Source organism: Bdellovibrionota bacterium (assembly GCA_035292885.1).
Lineage (GTDB): Bacteria > Bdellovibrionota_G > JALEGL01 > JALEGL01 > DATDPG01 > DATDPG01.
The window spans coordinates 1-23,016 of record DATDPG010000202.1; the positions used below are offsets into that span (position 1 = coordinate 1).

19 protein-coding genes and 1 pseudogene are annotated in these 23,016 nt (G+C 54.5%); 10 read left to right on the top strand and 10 right to left on the bottom strand.

All coding sequences use genetic code 11. The features are described 5' to 3' along the window. The coding region (locus tag VI895_14435) for a hypothetical protein (protein HLG20997.1) at nt 1-1,218 on the bottom strand (1,218 nt) is incomplete at its 3' end. Further along, nucleotides 1,215-1,925: a hypothetical protein gene (locus tag VI895_14440; protein HLG20998.1), complete on the bottom strand. Its 711-nt coding sequence runs from the start codon at nt 1,923-1,925 to the stop codon at nt 1,215-1,217. The genes VI895_14435 and VI895_14440, both read right to left, overlap by 4 nt. A 118-nt stretch (nt 1,926-2,043) precedes the next feature. Here VI895_14440 and VI895_14445 point away from each other — a divergent pair, with 118 nt between their 5' ends. Genes VI895_14445 through VI895_14470 form a run of 6 tightly spaced genes read left to right on the top strand, consistent with a single transcriptional unit; the run spans nt 2,044 to nt 5,813 of the window. Next, nucleotides 2,044-2,802: a cytochrome c oxidase subunit II gene (locus tag VI895_14445; protein HLG20999.1), complete on the top strand. Its 759-nt coding sequence runs from the start codon at nt 2,044-2,046 to the stop codon at nt 2,800-2,802. Nucleotide 2,803: 1 nt separating this feature from the next. Then, entirely contained in the window at nt 2,804-4,528 is a 1,725-nt protein-coding gene (locus VI895_14450) for a cbb3-type cytochrome c oxidase subunit I (GenBank protein HLG21000.1), read from the top strand. Between the two features lie 2 nt (nt 4,529-4,530). Further along, entirely contained in the window at nt 4,531-5,124 is a 594-nt protein-coding gene (locus tag VI895_14455) for a cytochrome c oxidase subunit 3 (GenBank protein HLG21001.1), read from the top strand. A gap of 9 nt (nt 5,125-5,133) precedes the next feature. After that, nucleotides 5,134-5,430: a cytochrome C oxidase subunit IV family protein gene (locus VI895_14460; GenBank protein HLG21002.1), complete on the top strand. Its 297-nt coding sequence runs from the start codon at nt 5,134-5,136 to the stop codon at nt 5,428-5,430. Beyond that, a complete protein-coding gene (locus VI895_14465; GenBank protein ID HLG21003.1) occupies nt 5,430-5,630 on the top strand; it encodes a hypothetical protein in 201 nt (66 codons plus the stop codon). Before VI895_14460 ends, VI895_14465 begins: the two co-directional genes overlap by 1 nt. After that, the gene (locus VI895_14470; GenBank protein HLG21004.1) at nt 5,631-5,813 is read left to right on the top strand and encodes a hypothetical protein; all 183 of its coding nucleotides are present in this window, start codon (nt 5,631-5,633) and stop codon (nt 5,811-5,813) included. A 333-nt stretch (nt 5,814-6,146) separates the two neighbouring features. Here VI895_14470 and VI895_14475 read toward each other — a convergent pair whose 3' ends face one another. The 5 genes and pseudogenes from VI895_14475 to VI895_14495 all read right to left on the bottom strand — a co-directional run bounded on the left by VI895_14475 (nt 6,147) and on the right by VI895_14495 (nt 10,621). After that, nucleotides 6,147-7,382, bottom strand: a complete 1,236-nt coding sequence (locus VI895_14475; GenBank protein HLG21005.1) for a BamA/TamA family outer membrane protein — start codon at nt 7,380-7,382, stop codon at nt 6,147-6,149. 171 nt (nt 7,383-7,553) lie between these two features. After that, nucleotides 7,554-7,937 (bottom strand): CbiX/SirB N-terminal domain-containing protein, encoded by a 384-nt coding sequence (locus tag VI895_14480; GenBank protein ID HLG21006.1) that lies wholly within the window; start codon nt 7,935-7,937, stop codon nt 7,554-7,556. Continuing rightward, nucleotides 7,934-8,767 carry a hydrogen peroxide-dependent heme synthase gene (gene hemQ, locus VI895_14485; GenBank protein HLG21007.1) on the bottom strand — a complete coding sequence of 278 codons (834 nt, stop codon included), beginning with the start codon at nt 8,765-8,767 and terminating at the stop codon, nt 7,934-7,936. Before hemQ ends, VI895_14480 begins: the two co-directional genes overlap by 4 nt. Before the next feature lie 114 nt (nt 8,768-8,881). Then, the gene (locus tag VI895_14490; GenBank protein HLG21008.1) at nt 8,882-10,129 is read right to left on the bottom strand and encodes a hypothetical protein; all 1,248 of its coding nucleotides are present in this window, start codon (nt 10,127-10,129) and stop codon (nt 8,882-8,884) included. Between the two features lie 136 nt (nt 10,130-10,265). After that, a pseudogene (locus VI895_14495) lies at nt 10,266-10,621 on the bottom strand (TrmH family RNA methyltransferase). Between the two features lie 54 nt (nt 10,622-10,675). On the opposite strand from VI895_14495, the gene orn reads away from it, so the two are divergent. Continuing rightward, nucleotides 10,676-11,218 carry an oligoribonuclease gene (orn, locus tag VI895_14500; GenBank protein ID HLG21009.1) on the top strand — a complete coding sequence of 181 codons (543 nt, stop codon included), beginning with the start codon at nt 10,676-10,678 and terminating at the stop codon, nt 11,216-11,218. On the opposite strand, the gene folK is transcribed toward orn, so the two are convergent. Then, on the bottom strand, nt 11,215-11,682 hold the full coding sequence (gene folK / locus VI895_14505; protein ID HLG21010.1) for a 2-amino-4-hydroxy-6-hydroxymethyldihydropteridine diphosphokinase: 468 nt from the start codon (nt 11,680-11,682) through the stop codon (nt 11,215-11,217). The genes orn and folK overlap by 4 nt on opposite strands. 117 nt (nt 11,683-11,799) lie before the next feature. Between folK and VI895_14510 the strand changes: the two genes are divergently transcribed. Then, nucleotides 11,800-12,639 carry an undecaprenyl-diphosphate phosphatase gene (locus VI895_14510; GenBank protein ID HLG21011.1) on the top strand — a complete coding sequence of 280 codons (840 nt, stop codon included), beginning with the start codon at nt 11,800-11,802 and terminating at the stop codon, nt 12,637-12,639. Here the strand turns inward: VI895_14510 and VI895_14515 are convergent. Continuing rightward, the gene (locus VI895_14515; GenBank protein HLG21012.1) at nt 12,544-13,257 is read right to left on the bottom strand and encodes a hypothetical protein; all 714 of its coding nucleotides are present in this window, start codon (nt 13,255-13,257) and stop codon (nt 12,544-12,546) included. The genes VI895_14510 and VI895_14515 overlap by 96 nt on opposite strands. A gap of 891 nt (nt 13,258-14,148) precedes the next feature. Here VI895_14515 and VI895_14520 point away from each other — a divergent pair. Further along, entirely contained in the window at nt 14,149-14,424 is a 276-nt protein-coding gene (locus VI895_14520) for a hypothetical protein (GenBank protein ID HLG21013.1), read from the top strand. Nucleotides 14,425-14,444: 20 nt separating this feature from the next. Here the strand turns inward: VI895_14520 and rplC are convergent, their stop codons facing one another. Then, the gene (gene rplC, locus VI895_14525) at nt 14,445-15,092 is read right to left on the bottom strand and encodes a 50S ribosomal protein L3 (GenBank protein ID HLG21014.1); all 648 of its coding nucleotides are present in this window, start codon (nt 15,090-15,092) and stop codon (nt 14,445-14,447) included. Between the two features lie 703 nt (nt 15,093-15,795). On the opposite strand from rplC, the gene VI895_14530 reads away from it, so the two are divergent. Continuing rightward, a complete protein-coding gene (locus tag VI895_14530; GenBank protein ID HLG21015.1) occupies nt 15,796-22,926 on the top strand; it encodes a toxin TcdB middle/N-terminal domain-containing protein in 7,131 nt (2,376 codons plus the stop codon). Nucleotides 22,927-23,016 lie beyond the last annotated feature (90 nt).

Here is a 23,016-nt window from a genome sequence, read left to right on the forward strand (position 1 = left end):
TCGGTAGACGTTCGCCAGGTTTTCCCAGGTTTCGCGCTGGACGGGGCGGTCACCGTAAGCCGCGTGTTCCCAAAGCGAAATGCTCGAAGCCCAGACTCGGTTTTGCCGAATCGTAGCCGCCGCGAGAAGAACCGCAATCAAGGGAGCCATGACTCCAAGTCCTTTCCAACGAGAAAGATGGATTAAACCGGCGCCGCAAAGAATCGCAAAACCGATGGACGGGAAAAGCAGATATCGGTCGGCCAATAGGTGAATCTCCGTCGTTCGCAGCGACGGCAGAAAACCCGCGATCCACAGTGTGGATGCGATCAGAACGATCGAACGGTTTTTCCATCCGTAAGTGAACGCCGCGAGCAAAGCGATAACCTCGGCAAGTCCTCTCCAGACGCGAACATCGAGCCAGGAAACCGCGGGTTCATACGGGTAATACAATTGCAAATGCAGCGGAGCGATGAGATGTGACGTCCCTCCATCGAAGAGCGCCAAGACATTTCGGAGGATTCCGGAGATGCTCCTACCTAGCGGCAGCGGCGTATACCCTACGATACTCGCTACATAAATCGACAGGCCAAGTGTAGCGCCAGACGCGCCGAAGAACAACAGATATCTCCGAATCGACATGGGTCGTCCTCGAACGCGATCGATCGGCGGCAAAAGGACCGGCAAGAAAAGGATGAGATACTTGGAACCGAGTGCCAGGAGAAAAATGCCGAAGGCAAGAGAGGCCCGACCTTTGGCGTAGATCCAAAGCGAAAGGAGGGCGAAGAAAAGGCTCAGGACATCCTTGTGCCCCGACAGCCAGGTCACGGACTCCACATGAATCGGATGTGCGGCAAAAACCAGAGCCGCCAGGAACGCCGCGGCCGATGAAGTGCCGAGGGAGAGAAGAAATTGGAAAAAAAACACGGCCGATGTCGAAAACAAAATGTTTTGAACCACGTGATAGGGCGTCGGACTCTCGCCGAAGAATCGGTATTGAAGCGAAGCCGAAAGATCCCGCACGGGAAGAAACTCGGCGCCATGTTCGAACCGCGTCTCTTTCGATAGACCAAGAAAGAGTTTCTTGAAACCTGAGGTGGTGTGCCACGAAAGCATCTTTTCGTTGTGCACGACCCACCAGTCGTCGTAATTGACGAATTCATTTTTTAGGTTGTTCGCGTAAAGAAGGAAACAGAATAAAAAAAGAGCCAGAGAGAAAAAAGGCTCGTGCCGCTTCACGGGCCTTGATAGGTCCGAATCGTCTCGCCGCTCCGTTCGCCTTTCGCCAATGCGGCCGCTTCCTCCGCGCACCGATCGAAGACTTCACGGGCCCGGACGATCCGCTCCCTCCCCTTCTTGTATCCGAACATCATCACGCTCAACCTTGTTTCCGGCGTGCCGTGGTGCGTGGGACTGTTGAACGCGTAATCCCCTTTGGAAAAGAGCGACCGCGCGAAGGCCGTGATTTCGTTCTCATCCACTTTTCCGAACCGGCCGATATGAAAACCGGCGACGCAGTCGGCTTGGAGTTCGGCCAGAACCCCTTTGATCAGCAAAGCATCTTTTCGGGCATATTGCATTTCGTGAGCCCATTCATGTGCGAAGATTCCCCAAAGAGCGATGTTGCCATGTTCCTCGAATTCCGTCCGGAGCAGATTCCGGCCGACGAAAATCTTACCATCCGTCCGCGCCCAGGCGTTCGGCGGCTTGTCGTCGATGTAACAGAGCTTTATATGGAGGTCGAACGCCCCGTTCAGATGCCTCGCTTGCGATACCGCCTTGGCGTTCAGCGCATTGTTGCCAGAGGTTTCCAAGCACTTAAAACGATCCGGCATCCCCTCCTGGATGTGAACCGCGCACGCAAACGGTTCCTCCGCCCGCGCAACGCCCAACCACAAATTCACGAGGGTGCTAAAAAGGACGAGAGCCTGACCTGTCGGAGACATTTTTTGTTTCATATACCGAATCACAACCGATGGCGATAACAAGCGAAATCTTCCTTTCTCGAAGCGTTTCGGGTAGATATCCTTGAATCCTTTTTCCACGTTTTCACAAGGACATCGTATGGGCGCACCGCTTTATGGGCACTGGCTGCCGGTCGATATTTCGACACATGGGCCGCTGATCGATCGGCTGTTTAACGTCATGCACGTGTTTATGGCCGTCCTGTTCGTCGGCTGGTTCGCGTTTTTCGTTTTCACGCTGGTCAAATTTCGCTCCCGGCCCGGCCACAAAGCCGTATACGCGCCCAAGCACACGAAGTTTTCGACCTACCTGGAAGTCAGCATCGCTCTCTTCGAGGCCGCGGTACTTCTCTTTCTCGCGATCCCCGCGTGGAATTACGCCAAAGCCTCCGTTCCGAAAGCCCAAAATGTTCTCCCGATTCATGTGATCGCCGAACAATTCGCCTGGAACATTCATTACGCCGGGGACGACGGTAAATTCGGCCGGACCAAACCTGATTTGATCACCACCGAAAACCCGATCGGTCTCGACCCGTCCGATCCGGCCGCCAAGGACGATCTCACCACGATCAATCAACTCCACTTCCCGGTGCACCGCCCGGTGGTCATCCATCTGTCGTCAAAGGACGTCATCCACAGTTTTTCGATTCCCGTCCTGCGCGTGAAACAGGATGTCGTGCCGGGAATGATGCTGCCGGTGTGGTTTGAAGCCATGCAAACCGGAAATTTCGAGATCGCCTGCGCCCAGCTTTGCGGCCTGGGTCATTACCGGATGAAAGGCTTCGTCACGGTGGAAACGGAAGAACAGTTTTCCACCTGGCTCAAAGAGCAGCGCGCCGAATCAGAGGAGGGAAATTAGAATGCCCGCCCATTCGCACGGCCACGCCGATCTTCCGTTTTGGCGGAAGTACATCTTTTCCACCGACCATAAGATCATCGGCATTCAATACGGCATCACGGCGCTCCTATTTCTCTTTTTCGGATTCAGCCTGATCATGTTGCTCCGGTATCAGCTGGCGTATCCGAACACGGCCGTCCCCGGATTCGGCTGGCTCTTCAGGAAAACCATGGGGATCATGCCGCCCGAGTTTTACAACGAACTCGGCGCGATGCACGGAACCATTATGGTGTTTTTGGGCATCGTTCCCCTGTCGGTCGGCGCCTTCGGAAACTACGTCATGCCGTTGCAGATCGGCGCGCCGGACATGGCGTTTCCTAAGCTCAACATGATGAGCTATTGGGTCTATTTCGTGGGCGGTGTCATCATGCTCGCAAGCTTTTTCGCCCCCGGCGGCGCCGCTAATTCCGGATGGACCTCCTACGCGCCCCTTTCGGTGATCGCCACGACGGGTCAGACGATGTGGCTGATTGGAATGGTATTCTTAATCACGTCGTCCCTTCTGGGCTCGGTCAATTTCATTACAACGATCACACTGATGCGGGCCAAAGGGCTCGGTTTTTTCCGTCTCCCGATCTTCGTGTGGGGACAGTTCGTCACCGCCTTCTTGCTTCTTTTGGCCTTTCCTCCCCTCGAGGGCGCCGGGATTCTGCAACTGATGGACCGCGTGGCGGGGACAAGTTTCTTTATGCCCTCCGGTCTGGTGGTCGCGGGCGAGCCGCTCCCGATCAGCGGCGGCGGGAACGCGATTTTGTGGCAGCATCTCTTTTGGTTCCTGGCCCATCCCGAGGTCTATGTATTGATTCTTCCGGCGATGGGGATCGTGGCCGAAGTGATCGCCTGCAACACGAGAAAACCGCTCTACGGTTACAACTCGATGATCTACTCGATGCTCTTTCTGGGATTCATGTCGTTCATCGTTTGGGCGCACCACATGTTCCTGACAGGGATGGGAACGGTCATGAGTAACTTCTTCATGACGACCACGATGATCATTTCGATCCCATCGGTCATTATTCTCACCGTTCTCATCATCACACTGTGGGGAGGATCCATCCGCTTTAACACGCCGATGCTCTTCGCCACGGCGTTTCTGCCGATGTTCGGTATCGGGGGGCTCACCGGTCTCCCGCTCGGCCTCAACGCCACCGACATTCATCTTCACGATACGTATTACGTCATCGGCCATTTTCATTATGTCGTGGCGCCCGGGACAATATTCGCGCTGTTCGCCGGCGTGTATCACTGGCTTCCGAAAATAACGGGCAAGAAGCTGAGCGAAACGCTCGGGAAAATTCATTTCTACCCCTCGCTTCTGTTCATGAACGGCGTCTTCATGCCCATGTTCATTTACGGAATCGCCGGCGTATCTCGCCGGCTTTACGATCCGACCCAATATGCCCACGCAATGCCGGTTCAGTGGTTGAACGTCGTCATGTCCTGGTCGGCTTGGTGCCTGGCCCTCGCGCAGATTCCGTTCGTCATCAACCTGGTAAGGACGCTCGCATCGAAGCAAAAGGCGCAAGATAATCCATGGCAAGCCACAACGCTCGAATGGGCCGCGCCGACACCGCCTCCGCACGGCAATTTCGCCAAAACTCCGGTCGTCCATCGGGGTCCGTATGAATACAGCGTGCCGGGCCAGTCCGGCGACTTCACGCCTCAGCACGTTTCGGAGAGGGCGTAACCATGGCGGAGAAAGCACTTTCGATCGATTCCATCAGCACGTCGGAGATTTCGTACGCGAAGCTGGGGACCTGGCTGTTTTTAGCGTCCGAAGTCATGCTCTTCGGATCTTTGTTCTCCTCGCTCATTCTTCTCCGAGCCGGATCCGCCACGTGGCCGCATGGATGGCAGCTCTTAAACGTCCCGCTCGCGACGCTCAATACGGCGTTCTTGATCTCTTCATCCGTTACGATGGTATTGGCCTTCGCCCACATTAAAATGGGGCATATGGCGAAGTTTAAGACGTTCCTATGGCTCACGATCTTTCTTGGTTGCGCGTTCTTGGTCGTAAAATATTTCGAATACGGCCATAAATTTCACGACGGTCACTTTCCCAAGACCGATCTTTTCTACGCCACCTACTTCACCATGACCGGCCTGCACGTTCTGCACGTGATCGGAGGATTGATCGTTAACCTTTATTTCGTCGGTCCGGGTTCGAAACTTCACTCGAAAGAGCCGGAGCGCTTTGCCGGCCGGATTGAGTGCGCAGGACTCTATTGGCACTTCGTCGACCTGGTCTGGATTTTTCTTTTCCCCACGTTGTACCTATTGTAGGAGAAACGAATGGCAGCAAAGACCCACTCTTCTCACCTCGGTCGATACATTGCCGTATTTATTGCACTCCTGGTTCTGACAGCCTTAACAGTAAAAGTTTCGTACTATCATTTGGCTTGGATGGGAGCTTTGAGCCTTGCTCTCCTGATTGCTGCGACTAAAGGGACGTTGGTGGCCGCGTACTTCATGCACCTGGTCGGTGAACACAAGACGATTTTCTGGGTTCTGGCCTTGACGATTTTCTTGCTGGTTTTCATACTTCTCGTACCCACACTGGTCATGTGGGGGGATTACCGGGTTCATTAATGTCCCTTCGAAGCTTCCATATATTTTTCATCTCGATTTGCGGATTGCTTTGTCTTTTCATCGTCGGCTGGACCGCATTCCAGTCGGAAGCCACCGGATCCGTGACTTACGCCCCGTTCGGATTCGTCGGGGCGGCCGGCCTGGTCGGCCTGGTCTTCTACCTGCGCTGGTTTCTGCGGCACCATGGAAGGCATGTCTAAGTGAAATCGATTCTACTTGCCTGCGCGGTCTGTTTCGGCGCCGCGGACCAGCAAACGGTCACGGCCATTCATCGGGCTATTTTCTTTATGGTCGGTTGTACGGCCGTGGTCCTGGCCGGCGTGACGTTTATGATGGTCCGGGCGATTCGGGGGAGCGGCCCGAAATCCATCTCCAACGACTGATCTTATAACGATTCAACGAAATATTTTCGTACACTACGTCCCAGAATTTCCGCACTCCTGGAATGTAGTAGACCCACATCACAGGCAGAAAGAAGCGATTGAGCGAAACGATACGAGCCACTGCTTCGGCGCCTGAGTATTTCCGTCCGTCTTCATCGATGAATTGGAGCGCATTCTGACATTCGTCGAGGGTCATCAAATTATGCTTCTCAAAAAATCCCTGTTCTCGAAACGAAGTCGCCTCAAAATATCGTCCGGCGAGCCGCTGAAGGTTCCGAAGTTGTTGCCGGCAAAACTTGCATTCGCCGTCGTAAACCACGAGCGGCTTCGGCATCAGAATTCGACCAAGCCGAGGGCGAAATAGAGTCGGAAGTCCTTGTCCTCGATCCCATAGCCGAAATCGAGGCCGAAGACCGGCGCTAAAATGTCCGCTAAGGAGACCCTTAGCCCTCCTCCCACGCCGTTGCGAAGCGCCTTCCGGCTGATCCCTAAGTCGTCCGTGTACAGTAGCCCGAGATCGTGGAATGCGAGACCAAAAAACGAGAGCTTCCGGAAGCGATATATGGAGAAAAGTAGATCTTGTTTCGTGCTGATCAATGTGTCGCCTCGAAATTGACGGTCTTCGTATCCGCGCAGCGAAGCGCCCCCCAGCGTCAGATCTCGATGGAATGGGAGCTCACGCCCGATCGCACCCTCCAACGTGACCACATAATTGAAATATTTGAGGACCTGGTAGGCGAGGATCCCCTTGACGTCTTCGATTTGGTACGTGAAATCGGTTCCGAACCGTTCGTCCGCGAATTCAAAAGTCGCGGAGACCAGGCTCCCTTTCAAGAAGGCCTCCCGCCGCCTTAAAGAATCGTAGGCAAACTGAAATTCAAGAGACACATCGCTGCCGTTCGATCCCGACGCCGGGACGAGCGCCGACTGGCCATAGTCGACGTACCGATAGAGGAACTTGAACGACGTCCGGATTTCGTTCGTCCACTGGTACCCCGGGATCACTGCGATCGCGGCGTCTTTCATGTTGATCTGGTCGATCGGCACTCCGCCGGTGTCATAGAGCGGAACGTCGTCGGTGCGAGCCAGAATCCAGGTCCGCATGGCGGCGTGCGTCTCGAAAATATTCTTCGCGTCGAATGCGGAAAAAAACCGGCTCATTTCATTTCCGCCCTGTGCCAGAAAAATCGTCCGGCCGTTCGGCACGAAAAGATTGCTTTCGCCGAACACGGCGCCGCCGCTGTACCGGCTGCTCCAAGCCTGGAACATCGGGAATGCGAACCAAAGCTGTTTCTCGACGACTTGAATACGCAAATCCGCGGTTCCGTCGGGGTTCGCCACCTGGCTCACGGCAACCTTTTTAAAAAGTCCGCAATTGTTCAATCGATCGTCGACCTCCTGGATCAACCGAGGGTTGACGTAGGTTTGGGGAGGCACGCCCACGATATCGAGGATCGTTTCTCTTTCCGTCTTCTCGTTCCCGAACACGACGATCGACCGGAGCGGCCCGTTGGCCATCGCCACGGTCGGAGCGGACATCAACACGAGAGCTAGAACGATCGTTCGCACTTTAATAGTGTCCCGAGTCCGACATATCTTGATAGTCGGCCGCCGCTGCATCCCGGCTGGCTGCGTTGCTCCTCCTCGACGTACAGCTTTGCAAGTACGCCTTCGTCGTCGCGCCTTGCCATCCGCGCGCATCGGCGTCCTTTGTTATCAAGCTATCTCGGACTCGGAACACTAGCTACGAATAATCTGTCCCAACTTCTTTTTGAGGATCGATACGAGGTCCGGATCAAATCCAAGAGGTTCGCCCACTTTGAAAACCATATTCGGGTATTTTTCCTTCTCGGCCGCCAAGTCCTTCTGAATGTCGCGGGTGACATGCCCGCTGTTGAAGAGAAAAAACGGAACGATATAGACGGTCCGGACGCCCTCGTGGGCGAGTTTTCCGACGACCGTGGAAACACTCGGCTCGATGAACTCGCGAAGGCAGGGTTCCACGCGCAGGCCGCTCGCTTTGGAGAGCTCCTCCGCATATTGGTGCACCGGACGGGAGGCGTCGGGCTCGCGTGTACCGTGGGCCAACAGAATCACCGCGGAATTGGATGGAGCGGAACTCATGCGGGCGTTCTCCCCGAAAAAAGAGCCTTCAGACGCTCCGGTTGAAACCGGATTCCGATGTAAAAGGGCCCGAATTCGGCATATTTGGAGCTCGCTTCATCGAAACGCATCTCGTAGATCAGTTTCTTGAACACGATCGGATTTTCGGCGAACAGATCGACCCCCCATTCCCAATCGTCCAATCCGGTGCTTCCCGAAATCACCTGTGTGACTTCTCCGGCATATTTGCGCCCGATCATGCCATGGTCGCGCATCATTTCCTGGCGGGGCTCGATCGGCAGCTCGTACCAGTTGTAATGCTCTCCCCGCCGTTTGTTCATCGGATAGAAACAGACGTACTTTTGCGAGGGGATCGCCGTGAAAAGACGACCCTTCATCCGCTCCGCCTGCACCTCCATGCTCGTGCGCCAGCGGGATTTCCATTCGTCACTATCGGGCTTGAGCCCTTCCGCGGACAATTCGCCGTGGAGTTTGACGGACATCTCGTACAAACCGAGCTCCACGACGGAAACGTAGGATGTCGTTTCTTCCAAATCGTTGAATAAACGCAACTGGCGAAACTGGAGCTCCACGTCATTGAGTTCCTCGAACGTCTTTCGAAAATGGAGCAGTAGAAGGTCCCCTTTGTGGCCGAGAAGACTGAACGAAACACTCTCCCCGGCTTTCGGTTTACCGATATTTTTTAAGAATTCGGACGCTTCGGAGAGCGTTTCCTCCTGCTCGGAAGCGGATCGACGTCTCCAGGAATCCCAGCGGACGCGAAAAAACTCATGAAGAACCGCCCACCCTTCAAGCGTTTCGGGAACCACGAGTTTCTGCAATTGCGACACCCGATTTTCATATCACGAAAACCGTGCAAAGGCAGCTTTGGGGGCCGATCGGAAAACAATCGCCGGCCGAGTTTCCCCGGCCGGCGAAGATGATTTTTGGAATCTACTGGAGGATTACTGTAACGATTCCTGCTCGCAGCTCCGTTCTTCCTGATCTCCCTGTCGGATCTCCTCCTGGATCTTCTGGCACTCGGAGAAGTCTATATTTGACGCGTCGATCGTCGTGAATCCATCCGGGGCCGTGCAATCCCACGGGGTTTCAAAATCCGACGGCGCCGTCGCTTCCGTCGGAACCGCGCAGTTCACGACGTCGGCGTAAAACGGAGAGTCCGCGTTGTCGATAATGGTGAACGACGCCGGATCGGACTCCGGTACGCGTTGGAATGATTCGATTTGATCGAACGTCCCGGAACAGACATCGCCCGAAGTGACTTCCACCGGCATGCTAAACGGGTCGCTCGTATTCGGACAAAAGTACTTATCGGCGATCGGATCATAAAAGGGAGGGAACGTAGCGTCGCTCACGACGTGGGCCGAACCGATCCCCTGACCTCCTTCCGCGCACATTCCGGTTTCGTTCGAAAAGTCGCTAAACGTACCCCCGAAGAATCCGCTGAGGTTGTAAGTCAGCGCCGTCCCGTCCAGCGTGAGCGTCGAGCTTCCGTCTCCGAACGTGTCGTTGAACTCCGAGGAAACGGTGGCGTCCGTCACATTTTCCAAATCGGTCCCGTGGGCCGTGAGTCCAATCGAACCCTTCCCTTGATGGACGGTTCCATCCGGAGCGGTATCGCTGAATGCGTGGGATACGCGCGCCTCGACCCCCGCGTCGACATTGCAGAATTGAAAATCTTCGCTCTGCGACCCTTCTTTGCACGCCTGGAAATTGAGGCATTTGAATCCGCCGTCGTTCGTATACCTTTTGATACGAATCAGAAACGGCTGATCGCTCTCTTCGCCCGCACCGAGAATGCTGTAGTAGGCGAAATTATCCTCCGGAACGACAAAACCACTGTTCGATTTCTCCGCCTGTGAAATATGGCAAAGAGGATCGCGGAACATTTTGATGTTTCGCAACATCCGGTTTTTCCCCGCGTTGACGTGGCAACCGGTGAACGACTTGTCCCCCACGGCGGGGCCGTTCGTCGCCTGCCCCCGGCTGCTCGCGGATAACTTCCCTTGGGCGCTCGAACTGTCCACGGTATTTAACAGCCCTTCCAGAGCGTTAAACGTGTCCGCGGCGTTGCTCACGCTCGATGCATCCAATGCCCCGGTGGTCGTTGTATCGTCCCCTCCGCAACCTGGAAGAAGCGCGAGTCCCAACCCGAGAGTGAACGTTAGAAAAAAAGCGCGATGCTTCGTCATGAAGTCTCCTTTTGATGTGATTCGGCGGCGGTGAATTTGAAACTCCGTTTATTTTGCGCCATTCGGCCCCCTGGCACAATCCGGAAAGAAAATCGATCTTTCCCCGCCGCAATCGCCCCGAGAATGGAAAAAGAGGTTACGGTCGAATCGACCTCAACGTGGTCCGAATCTTATCCTGCGCGAGTTTTTGGGGGGGCCTTAATTCGGTTTCGGCCTGTTGGCGCAGGCCCTCAAAGAGGACGATTGCAACGGCCGTGGAAAGATTGAGACTCCGTACCGGGCCGAAGCGCACCGGAGAAACGCCTCCCACGAGTCGTGAAGTTTTAGGTCGAGGTGGTTCCAATAGTCGAGACCCGCCCGCCGAACCCATTTGTCATCGATTTCAAAACCGAGAGGTTTCACGAGATGCAGGGGGGTTTTCGCAGCAACGCACGTTCTTCCGATGTTGCCCGTATTCCAGGGAATATCGGGATGCACCAAAACCACGTCCATTCCCGGCCACGTACAGGATTTTAATAAAAGAGAGAATCCCTATATGCTCCCGCCGTGGCGGAAGAAAGACGGCTGACGAAACTGTTCTGGATCGACATGGAAATGACCGGTCTGGACGAGAAGACCTGCAAAATTCTGGAAGTGGCCGTCGTGATCACCGACCTTGACCTCCAAACCCTCGAGGAGTTTCACAGCGTCGTGAAGCAACCCCAGGCCGTCCTGGACGGCATGGACGACTGGTGCAAGAAAACCCACGGCAAGAGCGGCCTGACGGCCGAGGTTTCCAGCGGCCGATCCCTCGCCGATGTGGAGGCCGGTCTGGTGAACCTAGGAAAGAAGCACTTTGGAAAAGAGAACATCGTCCTCTGCGGAAATTCCGTAGGACAGGACCGCCGGTTTATCGACGCCTACATGGCCACTTTCGCGAAGATGCTGCACTATCGACTGATCGATGTTTCATCCTTTAAGGAAATTTTTCGCAGCAAGTACGGCATCAGCATGGACAAGAAGGACATGCACCGCGCCCGCGCCGATATCCTGGAATCGATCGCCGAGCTCAAACACTATCTTTCATTTGTAAAGACGAACGTTTCTTAATCCCGATCCGGGGGAAGCTTGCTCAAAAGCTGGACGGCCGAGGCTTGTAACTTCGGATGGACCCAACTTGGATTCAACTCGATCAACGGCTCCAGGACAAACCGCCGTTCGTGCATTCGGGCGTGCGGAACCTGCAAATCCTCCTTCTCCACGACCTCATTTTCGTAGGCCACTAGATCGAGGTCGATTTCCCTTGGCCCCCCTTTCGGGCCTTCACGCGTCCGCCCCATTTCAGCCTCGATCCGAAGGAGTTCGACCATGACCTCCTGAGGATTAAAATCGGTGTCGATTTCCACGACGGCATTGACGAACTTGGGCTGGTCGGCCATGCCCATGGGCTCACTCTCCCGAAGCGTCGAAATCTTTTTCACGCGGGAGAACGACCGCATTTCGTGGACGGCGCGAAGAACTTGTCCCTCGCGGTCCCCGAGATTACTTCCCAACCCTATATAGACGATCGGCATATCACCGGCTCCGAAACCGGCGCGGTTGTACCGAATCGCCGGCCATTTGTCGAAGAACCGGTAGCGCGGAAGAAACGTCGTCGAAAAAGGAAACGATCCGTATGATGCGACTCAAGGATGAGCGAGTTCCAGGCCATCGTTCTGGGAATCCTTCAAGGATTGACGGAATTCATCCCGGTCTCGAGTTCCGGGCACTTGGCGGTGGCACAGAACCTCTTCGGACTTCAGAGCGTACCGCTCCTGTACGATGTCCTTCTCCATTTCGCGACACTTCTTGCCACCTTGGTCGTACTGAGATCCCAGGTATTGGGCCTCGCAAGGGCACTTTTTCGCCTTCCCAAATTCGCTCGGAATTGGTTCCAAAAAGGGCATCTGGCGATCGGCGACGATCCCGAAGCCTGGACGCTTCTCCTCATCTTCGTCACCACCGTTATTACGGGGAGCGTCGGCGTCGCATTTCACGACACGTTCGAGAAGGCCTTTTCCACGCCGCCGGTGATCGCCGCCGCATTTTCAGCTACCGGATTTCTTCTTTTTGCTTCACGCAATTTCGTTCGCGGGAAAGGGAAATCCGCCGTTCTCGCCACGGTGAAAGATGCTCTATGGATCGGCCTGGCTCAGGCGTTTGCCATTCTGCCCGGCCTCTCGCGTTCGGGAACAACCCTTACGGCCGCTCTCTTCCTAGGATTCGATCGTAAATTCGCCGGAGAATATTCTTTCTTGATTTCATTGCCGGTCATCGCCGGCGCAGCCCTCTTGGAAATCAGAAAAGGCGGGCTGGATAGCCTGAACGTAACGTGGCCGTCCGCCGCAGTCGGTTTTTTGGCCTCTTTTGGCCTGGGCGTCCTCACGCTTCGTCTGCTATTGGGCTGGATACGGTCGGGAAAACTGACTCCTTGCGCTTACTATTGCTGGTTCGCCGCGCTGTTCACGCTCTTTCTCATCTTCCGCGGCTAACCAACCGGTCACCGTCTGAACAAAGCTGGGAGCAGCGCGCACGGACGACCTCCGCGAGAATTTAAAGACCGACCAGACGAGACTGGGGTGCATCGTCAAAGTCGGCAACGCCGTACTCCATCGGGTTCGACCGAAAGCGTCGACCAGGCGAGACAATTCGCAAGGAAGAGACTCATCTCCACTATCCAGGATCGTCCGCACAACGGCCCACGGGACGCCGGCGCTCCGGCAAAGTTCACCCCAAATCGCGCTCTCCATGTCCACAGCTTCAGCGCCGGTCGCGGCGTGTAATGCCGCCTTCTCGGCCGGCGTGGAGACCACTCGTTCCACCGTAACCAATTTCCGCCATTCGACACTCGGTGCAAACGACGCAAGATTCATCCGAAGCCATTCGGTCGGTTCCTCGCGACGATCCGAATGCCGAAGTTCCGTAGGAATCACGGTATCCCCTGCTCGCGCGGTCTTGACCAGGCCTCCGGCAAAGCCAAAACCGACGGCACATTTCAGAGGCGCATATCGACGGATCGCTTCAAGGGCCCCCTCCCTCGCGGCAGCGGCACCGATCCCTGTGGCCACGAGTATCCATTGCGCCCGATCGTTCTCCACCGGGCAGGACAAGTGGCGCCCCTCCTGCTTCCACTGCGGACGTTTTCTCTTTTTATTCCAAGATCTTAATACGAGATCGCCTTCGAGCTTTGTAGCCGTCAAAAGCAGCCGGTTTCCCGTTCCCACGGGGCCCACTATAGTCCGACGTGCACATTCTTTGGAAGCGTTACGTTAGGACACGCAAGCGGTCAATTAGATTTGGGAATATACGACAAATAACAAATATAAAGTGGGTGAAACGGTGATAATTATGGCACATATTTGATTTAATATCCCACTTTTGTCAATTTTTTGGATCTTTGAGTATGATTCTTCAATAGGCCGGGCGATAGATTCCGCGGTTTCGGGCCCACTCCAGCAGTCTTTGATGCAACTGTTTGAAATTATTACGATGATCCATAAATCTGAGATGAGCGAGCTCGTGACAAAGTGTGTGAATTAGACCCGGATACTTCAAGAATCGGCCGTCAGAGAGGTTATACAAGCGAATCCGAATGACCTTATCTTCATCACAACTTCCAAATCGACTACGCACGCGGGAGGATTCCGTAGAAATAGACAAGTATCTTAATTTAAAGCGCTTTGCTATCTTTCGTCCGTCTTTTCGGATCCTGGCTAGGAGTTTCTTCTCGCTCATAGCTCCCCGCAACCTTTCTCTTCAATTCTAGGATAGCCGATTCACCATAAATTGGGGAGTCCTCGGCCAAATTGGCGAAAACACACGCATTTCCACTTAAAAAACGATGATTTATTGAACATCTATACTGTTGGCTTTTTCTCTTTACGTGTCGTTGATCCATGCAAACCTGACCTTTGGCGCCCTAAACCGATGATTCTCGTTCGCACGTCTTATCCGTTTATCCGTTAAGAGCCAGAAGGTTTTTCCTATGATAAGTTACCGGCATGCCGCTGGACGGAAGCCCCAAAAAGTTCGCCCAAGATATCGCCGCCGGACTGATCAGCCTGAATCGAATCATGTTGAAAAGGTACACTCCCCCCGACATCAAACAGATGATTACGGGCCTCATAAACATCCAAAAGGAGCTTCGCACCGAAGCCGTTCCCGCCGGCGATTTCCAGGCCCTCAAAGACAAGGGCATGAAAATGCAGCGGGTCAACAGTGCGATGATGGCGATTCGCGGCTACACCAAAGAAAACAAACTCAATATTGGGGGTTAAGGCCCGTGAAAAAAGAAGGTTTATTTTTTTCCGTGCGTCGCCGGATGGATTTCGAGAAGGCCGTTGCCGGCTCCCGGTAGCGCGCCCTGAACCAAGAGAACGTTTCTATCGGCCAAAACTTGGTAAACCCGCAGATTCTTGATCGTCACGCGGTCGGTGCCGTAGTGACCGCCCATTTTCTTGCCCTTGTGAACGTTGCCGGGCCACGTACGCGTTCCGATGGAACCCCCGTGGCGAAAAAATTCGTGCGTGCCGTGCGTTCGCCGGTTCCCCTTCATTCCCCACTTTTTTACGACACCGGTAAAGCCGCGCCCTTTGGTCGTGCCCGCCACATCGATCATCTGTCCCACCGCGAAGAGATCCTGGAGCTGAATCTCCTTCCCCTCTTCGAACTTCCCCAACTCCTCGGAAGCGATCCGAAATTCGCGAATGTACCTGCGGGGAGTGGATTTGAGCTTATCGAAAGTCGTCTTGAGCGCCTTGGGGGTTTTCTTCGGCTTTCGGCTTCCAAACGCCAGCTTTAATGCCGCGTAACCGTCCTTTTCGACAGTCTTTTTCTGCATGATGAGACAGGGACCCACTTCGACGGCCGTCACGGCCAGGCGTTGCCCCTCCTCGCTGTTAATCTGTGTCATGCCGATCTTGCGGCCCAATAATCCAAGCGACATACGGTTCTCCGAAAAGGGGGCGGAATATAGCGATTTTCCGCAAAAACACAAGCGGCGTCTCGAGTACCCTCAATGGCTACACGCGCAGGACTTTTTTCGTCCGGCAAGGCCGCAGGCAGCGAGAAGCCTGAAGTGGTCCACGCGAAGGTATTTTTTCGGTTGGCAAGGCGCGACGACGAGAAAACCGGAGCAACCGGGAGTAAGGGTTGTGAGGATTTTCGAGGAGGAGCAACGCCGCCAGCCGGAAAAAGACCGCGCGTGGTGGTCCATCTGGAATGAACTCCGAACGTGGTTTCAGGATAACACGATGAAGATCTGACGCCGCAAAGTTTGCACCCGCCGCCGACCGGAGCCCGCGTTTTTTATGCATTATCGGTTGGCCTCCTGCGAGTCCGATCCCCTTTGCGTGCACAAATTGTGGACCAAGAAGCCTTTTTTAATTCAGGCGATTGCGTACGTTAGGCGTAACGCCATGCTGTTCCACGCGGCGATCGACGACACATTCGTATACAACGCCGTTCATTCAACAAGAAACGCTGGCGGCAATTTTGTCGAAACAGCTCTCGGAACTTTTGTTTACATGTGAGCAAAACTTTGGTTTCCGGTGTGCCGTAGACTCGGACACGCGATTATTTAACCGCTTGATATGACTAGGAGGCGAGACTCAGAGCTGGCTAGCCTGGATATTGCTTAGTAATCGAACGTGGGGGAGAAGCGAAATAACGTTCGTGCTTTTTTGAGCTTGTTTTTAGCCTGCTTGATGGCGTTTCCGTTTTCTCTTCTTCCAGTCCTCGAAGCGCGAGCGGAGGATGAATTCGACGCGGGCGGAAATTTGACTGGAGACGCCAGGAATGTCAGCCCGTCACCCAAGCCCGCGAAGGGAAAATCGCAAGGGGGATCTTTTTCGAATTTATTCGCGGGTGCCGCGACCTATTCCATTCCCATCGGAGTGCTTCCCGGAATCCAGGGGATGTCTCCCAGTTTAGGCCTCACCTATTCTTCCGATGGGCCGATCAAATCGTGGGTGGGGCAACGGTGGTCGTTCGGGGTACCCGCAATGGATCGCAGAGGAGTCGACAAAACCGTCACGAAATTCGATTCCACCGATCTGTTCCTTTTGGGAGGAACGGAACTGAAGAGAACGACCGACGCGAATCATTATAGCTACGCAAATCCCGATCAATTTACGACCGCCGACGAAGGGTTTTCCAAGATCATCAAGAATGAGACTAACAACCGATGGACGGTCACCAGCGCGAATGGAACGAAGTCGGAGTTTTCGACACCGATTTTGAGGGTGGATTCGGACCCGGCCAAAACGCCGTTTCAGAATACAAGAGTTTGGGCGCTGACCCGAGTCACGAATGTAGCCGGCTACTTTATGGAGTTCTTCTACGACATCGATACGGATGGAGGGGATTTTTATCTTCAGCGGATTGAATACACCAAAGGTCCGGCCGGATTCGATACGGGTAGGCTGATCGAGTTCGAGCTGGACTCGCGGGGAACCGACAGCACGTCGGTTTCCTACGCTTCGGGATCCAAAGTGGTGATCGATCAGCGGTTAAAAACGATCCGTGTGTGGGCCGATCGTGCGAAAACCCAATTGTTCGCGTCGTACGATCTTATTTACAACAACAATGTCCCCGATGCGTCCAATTGGATATCGTCGGAATCGTTGCTCACCCGCGTGGAAGGTTACGGCCCCACGGGAGCCCTCGCTTCGCGGTGGGTGCTGGAATACAACGCGCGAACGCCGGGCTGGACCAAGGTCGACGCGAGCCTGCCGTATGTCTTTGCCGATGTACAACAGCTTTGCGCGGATGGAACGCCTCTCGGCCTCAACCAAGGAGTTCGGTTTGTTCAAGTCAACAAGGACGGGCTTCCCGATTTGGTTCAGGCCAGATCGATTATGGCCGATCCATCTCCTCCTCCTCAGCGGTCTCTAAAGATCAATACGGGGAGTGACGGAAGCGGTCCGACGACGTGGGGAAGTCTACTGGCCGGCCCGGCTGAAGATTTCGTTACGCAGAATTGCATCAGTATGGAATCGAGAGGGGTCAAAGATCTGGGCTATACGGCCGTGGATCTGGACGGGGACGGGGACCAAGATTTATACCAAGGCTTCACCACGCGCGAAGTGTGGATCAACAACAACGGGACGTGGGAACGGAGAACGGACTGGGAGATCAATCTTCCCACCTGGGCGTACCTCGTTGGAGGTTCCCCTCAAAGGTCGATGGACGTTTCATTCGGCAATCTCAATGGAGACCGGTGCCCCGACCTGATCCGAGGGTTTTATTGGGATACAAGTGTGTACCCCGCAATTTTGCGACCGCCCCGATACGCGATCAATCCGTGTGAGTCTGGCAGAGCGTGGACGTCTGGAGAGCTGCCCCTGGTTTATAATGGCTACAGCCTTAGCAATTTTCGAACGGCGGATTTAAATGGCGACGGTCTCACCGACCTCATCTATTTGAGAAGCGTAGACAATAGCCGTAATCCAGGTCCCCCTTTTGTATGGCTCAACCGGGGAAACAATAACTTTGAATACGATTTGAGCCTTTCCACTTTGCTGACGTCGGCGGCAACGTCAGCTCGATTCCTGGATGTGAACGCGGACGGCTTTGACGATTTTGTTTCGGGAAGCAGCCTCTTCATCAATCGGCAAGGGTCTTCGTTTCAAAGCGTCTCTTCTGCAGGGCTAGACGATACTGTCGTTATAGCGGACGTAAAGGGAACCGGCCTTTTGGCTTATGCCCGGTCGAAGAAGATGGCGGACGGCTCGATGGATCCGTTGAACGGGATTTACGTCGCTAACGGAAGCTATCCCGGACTTCTGTCAAAAGTAAAACCGCCCACAGGAGGATCGATCGCGTTTTCCTACACGCCGTCGACGCAGATGAAGAAATCGGACAACGTCACGTCGGCCAATCCGGATCTTCCGATGGTCAAACAGCTATTGACTTCGGTAAGCCTGGATGACGGCTACGGGGTCTCCTACACGACGAAATACCAATACGACGGGGGATATTTCGACGGCGCCGATCGAGAGTTTCGCGGGTTTCGAAAAGTAACGGTGGAAGCGCCCAAACGGCCAACCGATTCGCAAGGGATCAAAAGCGTTACGTACTATCACCAAAAGCCACCGCTGGTGGGGACGGTGGATTACAGCGAGACGTACGGCTCCGATGGAAATCTGTATGCGCGGAGCCACGCGATCTACACGACGAATCTTTCCGTTTCGGATTTACCCGATCCGGTGGATCCCGTGGATTCGGTTCCTGATTGTTCGATGGATCCGCTACCGACGAATCTCGATTGCAGTATTCCCTATTTCAATCCTGTGCGAAGGAGCGAGAGCACGATTTTCGCGGGCACCGCCCGCGATGACAGCAGTCAACCGAGCTTCACGGCACGAGGAGATCAAGAATATGTTTTGTTGCCCGATGGTCATGGTCTGATCGACCAAGTGATCTCCCGCCCCAAGGGAGAGCCGGGATTTACGCCGTTATCGCGACTGACTGTCTCCAAAACCGAACTCAAATCGAACCAAACGGATTGGTTGTTGCATCTTCCGAAGCGTACCCTGCTTTTCGCCGCTGACGATGAAACGGTCGCGCTTGTGGAAAGCCGAGTCATTTATGATGGCAACGGAGACGGTCTGTTCAACGGCGAGGGATGGAATGACGACCTTCCTTTGCTGCCCAACGTTCCCTTGCCGGTGCGATCCGAGGCCGTTGGCAATTTCAACGGGTACAACAACTCCAATGCGCCGATGATTTCCGAGACCGCTTACGATACGGTTTACAAGACACCGAATTCCAGCAAAGACACGTTCGGACATACGACCCGAATCGAGTACGACGCAAATCATATGTATCCGATCCGGGTCACCAATGCGCTCGGGCATCAGGCGAGTGTGACGTACGACGACTTCGGCCGCGTGGAGACTTCAACTGATCCGAATGGGATTGTGAGCCAGGTTTATTATGATGGACTGCATCGTCCGTGGCGGAGCACGGTCTCGGTCAACGACGTGATTCAGGGCGAATCGAAAACCGAATACCACGGATTTTGCGACGAGGTCTGTATCACCGCCGCGGATACGGACACCGTCACTGATCCTAAGGGGATCAACAATCCTCAAGTGGCGCAACGTGTTCGTAGCAAATCAAGTCAATACCCACGGCAATCGGAGGTCAACTGGCCCTGGAGCGAGAGCTACGTCGATGCTCTGGGACGAGCGTGGAAAAGCCGAGCGAAGTCCAACAACCTGGGAGACATCGTCACGGCCACGGTGGAGTTCGAATTAGGAACCGGCCGACCCTATCGCGCTTCACCGGCGCACCGAGAAGGCGGAGCGGTCCCGGCTGATAATCTTTGGTCGGAGACCGTCTACGATGCGATCGGGCGAGCGGTTGCGGCCAAATTCCCCTCCAGCACGGGTCAGGTGCTCCAGAGCAGCGTTTCGTACTTCTTGGATACGACCTTGCATGCGCTCAAAACGGTCTCCATAGACCCGATGCACACAAGCGGGTCGCTTCATACTAAAGAGAGCTTTACGAACCTCTTGGGTCAGCTCATTCAAGTGACCGAGTACGTTCCGGAAGTGTCACCCGTAGCGCATTCAATGCAATACGACTATGACGTTCTGGGAAACCTCATCCAGGTCCGAGACGATCAAGGCCCGGAGATCTTAGCGACGTTCAATGCCTTCGGCCAGAAGGTCGAGACCCTCGATCCGGACATGGGGACATGGACCTATGAATACGACGCGGAGGGAAAACTCACCGGCCAATGGGATGCCATGGGGAACGGCGTTACGCTCGTCTATGATGCCCTCCATCGCGTTATTGAAAAGGATTACAACTCGCCGAACCAAGTTCAGAGCATCAGTTCTTACACGTATGACCGCAATCCCCTAAATAGCCACCGGAATATCGGTGCCCTGATGATCGAACAAAATGAAAATGCGAGAAGCGAATATACCTACGATGCCCTGGGTCGACCGACATTGACCGAAAAGTGGATCGGACAGGACAAGGTCGAGACCGGGCTGATTTACTACGATGACAGGCCGAAGACGCAGGTCGTTTACGATGCGGGAAGCGCTTCGCCTGAAATCATCACGTATCTATCCGAGGAGAGGACCGGACGATTTCAAGAGATGTCGAGCGACCAGCCCGGCGTGAACATCTTTGCCGAGAACCCGGTTTATGATGTCTTGGGAAAACTGAAGAGCGTTGATTACGGCGACGGGCTGACGGGACATTTTTCTTACATGGACGGGACCGAAGGTCATGAAGACGGCAACCAGAGCTTGAGCCGAATGTGGCTGTTACCCACCGGCGCGGCCGATCTGTATGCCAAGTCAAACCTCCTTGATTTCCATTATGTCTATGACAACAACGGAAACATCTCGAATTTACTGGATGACGCCGGGGGATTCGACAAACGGTACACGAACGATGCTCTCGGAAGATTGACAAGAGCGGAAATCGTTCAGACGACCAACGGTCTTTCCGAAGTTCGCAACTACGGCTACGACAGGATGGGGCGAATGACCTCCATGGACGGCCGGTACCAGCCGTTTGGAAAAGAATATGCACCTCCGGCTCCGGTTATCACGACGCCCACCCCAACCCCGACCTCTACGGTTACACCCACACCTACGCCCACGCCTACGCCCACGGCAACCCCAGCTCCACCCAGCGGAGGGAAGAAGAAACAGGCATCGATTCCTTCCCGATCCTTATACAATCTGGCTTCACTTCTCCTGGACGCTCTCCTCCCCTCAGCCGAGGCCGCTCGGACGCTTAGCGGAGATACAAGTCCACCCGAAAAACCCACACTTTCTGTGGTCCAGGGAGAGGTCGGGAAGGTGAAACTCACCTTTTCCTCGACCGATAACGTCGGCGTTAGTAAATTTTGGATTTACAAAAGTACCTCGCCCTTCCCGATTCAGGTCACGATTTCTCCTCCAGCCACTTCGGTGACCGCAAGCTATGTGGATCCAGCTGTCTCCCCCGGAGCCACGTACAGTTATTATGTCGTGGCGCGCGATGACGCCCTCAACAGTTCTCTGAAATCGGATACGATTTCGATCACGACCCTTAAACCGATAACCATGAGTTACGTCGGCCCGGGCCCGGTGCACGCTCCGAAGAACGACGGCTTTTACCGCTATGAGTACGATCTCAATGGAAACCTGACGCACGTGTACGATACACGCACGGCTCCCGAAACCTTAGTCGAGCACCTCGAATACACGGTGTTCAACAAACTGGCTGGCACCACCGATGCTTTCGGAAACAAGGTCGAGTATCGCTACGACGCCAATCTCGAACGGGTCGCGAAGATCACGAAAGATTCGTACGGCAACGTCGTCGATACGGAAAAATACTTTGGAAACATCGAAATGAAGAACGGCGTGAAGGCAAAGCGCTACTACTTCCTCGGAAGTCAGCGACTGGCGGAACGCAACATGGATACAGGTCTGCTCACGTTTCTCCATCAAGACCACCTGGGATCGACCGCGTTGGTCACGGACGAAAACGGAAGCATCCTTCCGGGCGGGAAAAAGGACTATTACGAGTTCGGCGCCCAGATACCGGCATCCTCGGGAGGATCCAACAACGATTATCTCTATAACGACATGAAGTTGGACAAAGCCACCAACCTCTCGGCCACCGATTTATACGACTACCACGCCCGAAGCTACGCCGCGAAAAGGTTTACGTTCGCGCAGCCCGATACGATCATCCCCGATCCGACCGATCCGCAAAGTTACAACCGATATGCGTACGTCAATAACAATCCGATCAACATGGTGGACCCGACCGGACACTGGGGTGGTTATGTTTCCGCTTGTTACTACACGTGCGGGGGAGGCGGCGGCGGAGGCGGATGGAGTGGGAACTACGATTGGAGGAGCGATCCCTCCTATCGTGGTGGAGGCCTTTCCCTAAGCGGCGGTAACAACGGAAACTCGGCCATAGAAGCTGCATACCAAGGAATGATGGCCGAAAATCGTGCGCAGATATCACAGCATGCACAAAACCTTGCCCGCGCGAATTCGATCATCAGTTCTGATCCGATTTTTGGCGGCAGTCGATTTGGAGGTTTCGGAGGCGGTGGCTTCGGCGGAAGCGGCGCGGGGGATGTTGATCCGAGGGAAAGCGATTTTAGTTATCCGGGGAATCCGCCGGGAATGGATCCATCTTTCGTGGTTTTCCCTTTCTTTGATCAGGCTGTTCAGAACCTGTCGGAGGCTGCCGGCCTAACGGCGGGATTGTTAACGGGGAACGATGGAATCGCAATGGCGGTGACATTCGGCCTGGGCCTCGCGGCGCCGGGACCGAAAATTCCGAAAATACCACATGATCAGGCGTTCCGCATTGTACAGGAGATTTTTGAGAACAACACGGCACTTCAGGTGCTTAATAAAATACTTACGAAGCATCTGGACAAATTCAACGAGGCCGACGCGATGAACAAGATACAAGACCTGAGTGCAACTTCGCTACGGAATGGCGGTCCGCGCATAGATATTGTTCCCGATCATATAGATGTGCCCGGACTAGACCATCTAGGCCCAGAACGTTCGGTAAACAGAAACTATGGAAGTTTTGACGAAGCAAATAACGTCATATACTTGCGTGGAGGTGTCTCACCGGGTCGCCTGTTCCGCGAGGCGGCACACGAGTTAGGAGCAGCTGTTCTGGCTCGGGAGTTTGGTGGAAAGGCTTTTATTCCCCGAGCATTCACCGGGGTTCACGATATGTTCGGTCAACATATGACCCATATGCTGGACGCCCTAGCGAACCCCTGAAATCCGCGGACACCATATACCCATTCTGGCAACAAGTAACATTTGTGAGGGTCAGTTTGCTGAACTCACGCGGCTCGGGAAGCCTTGGGG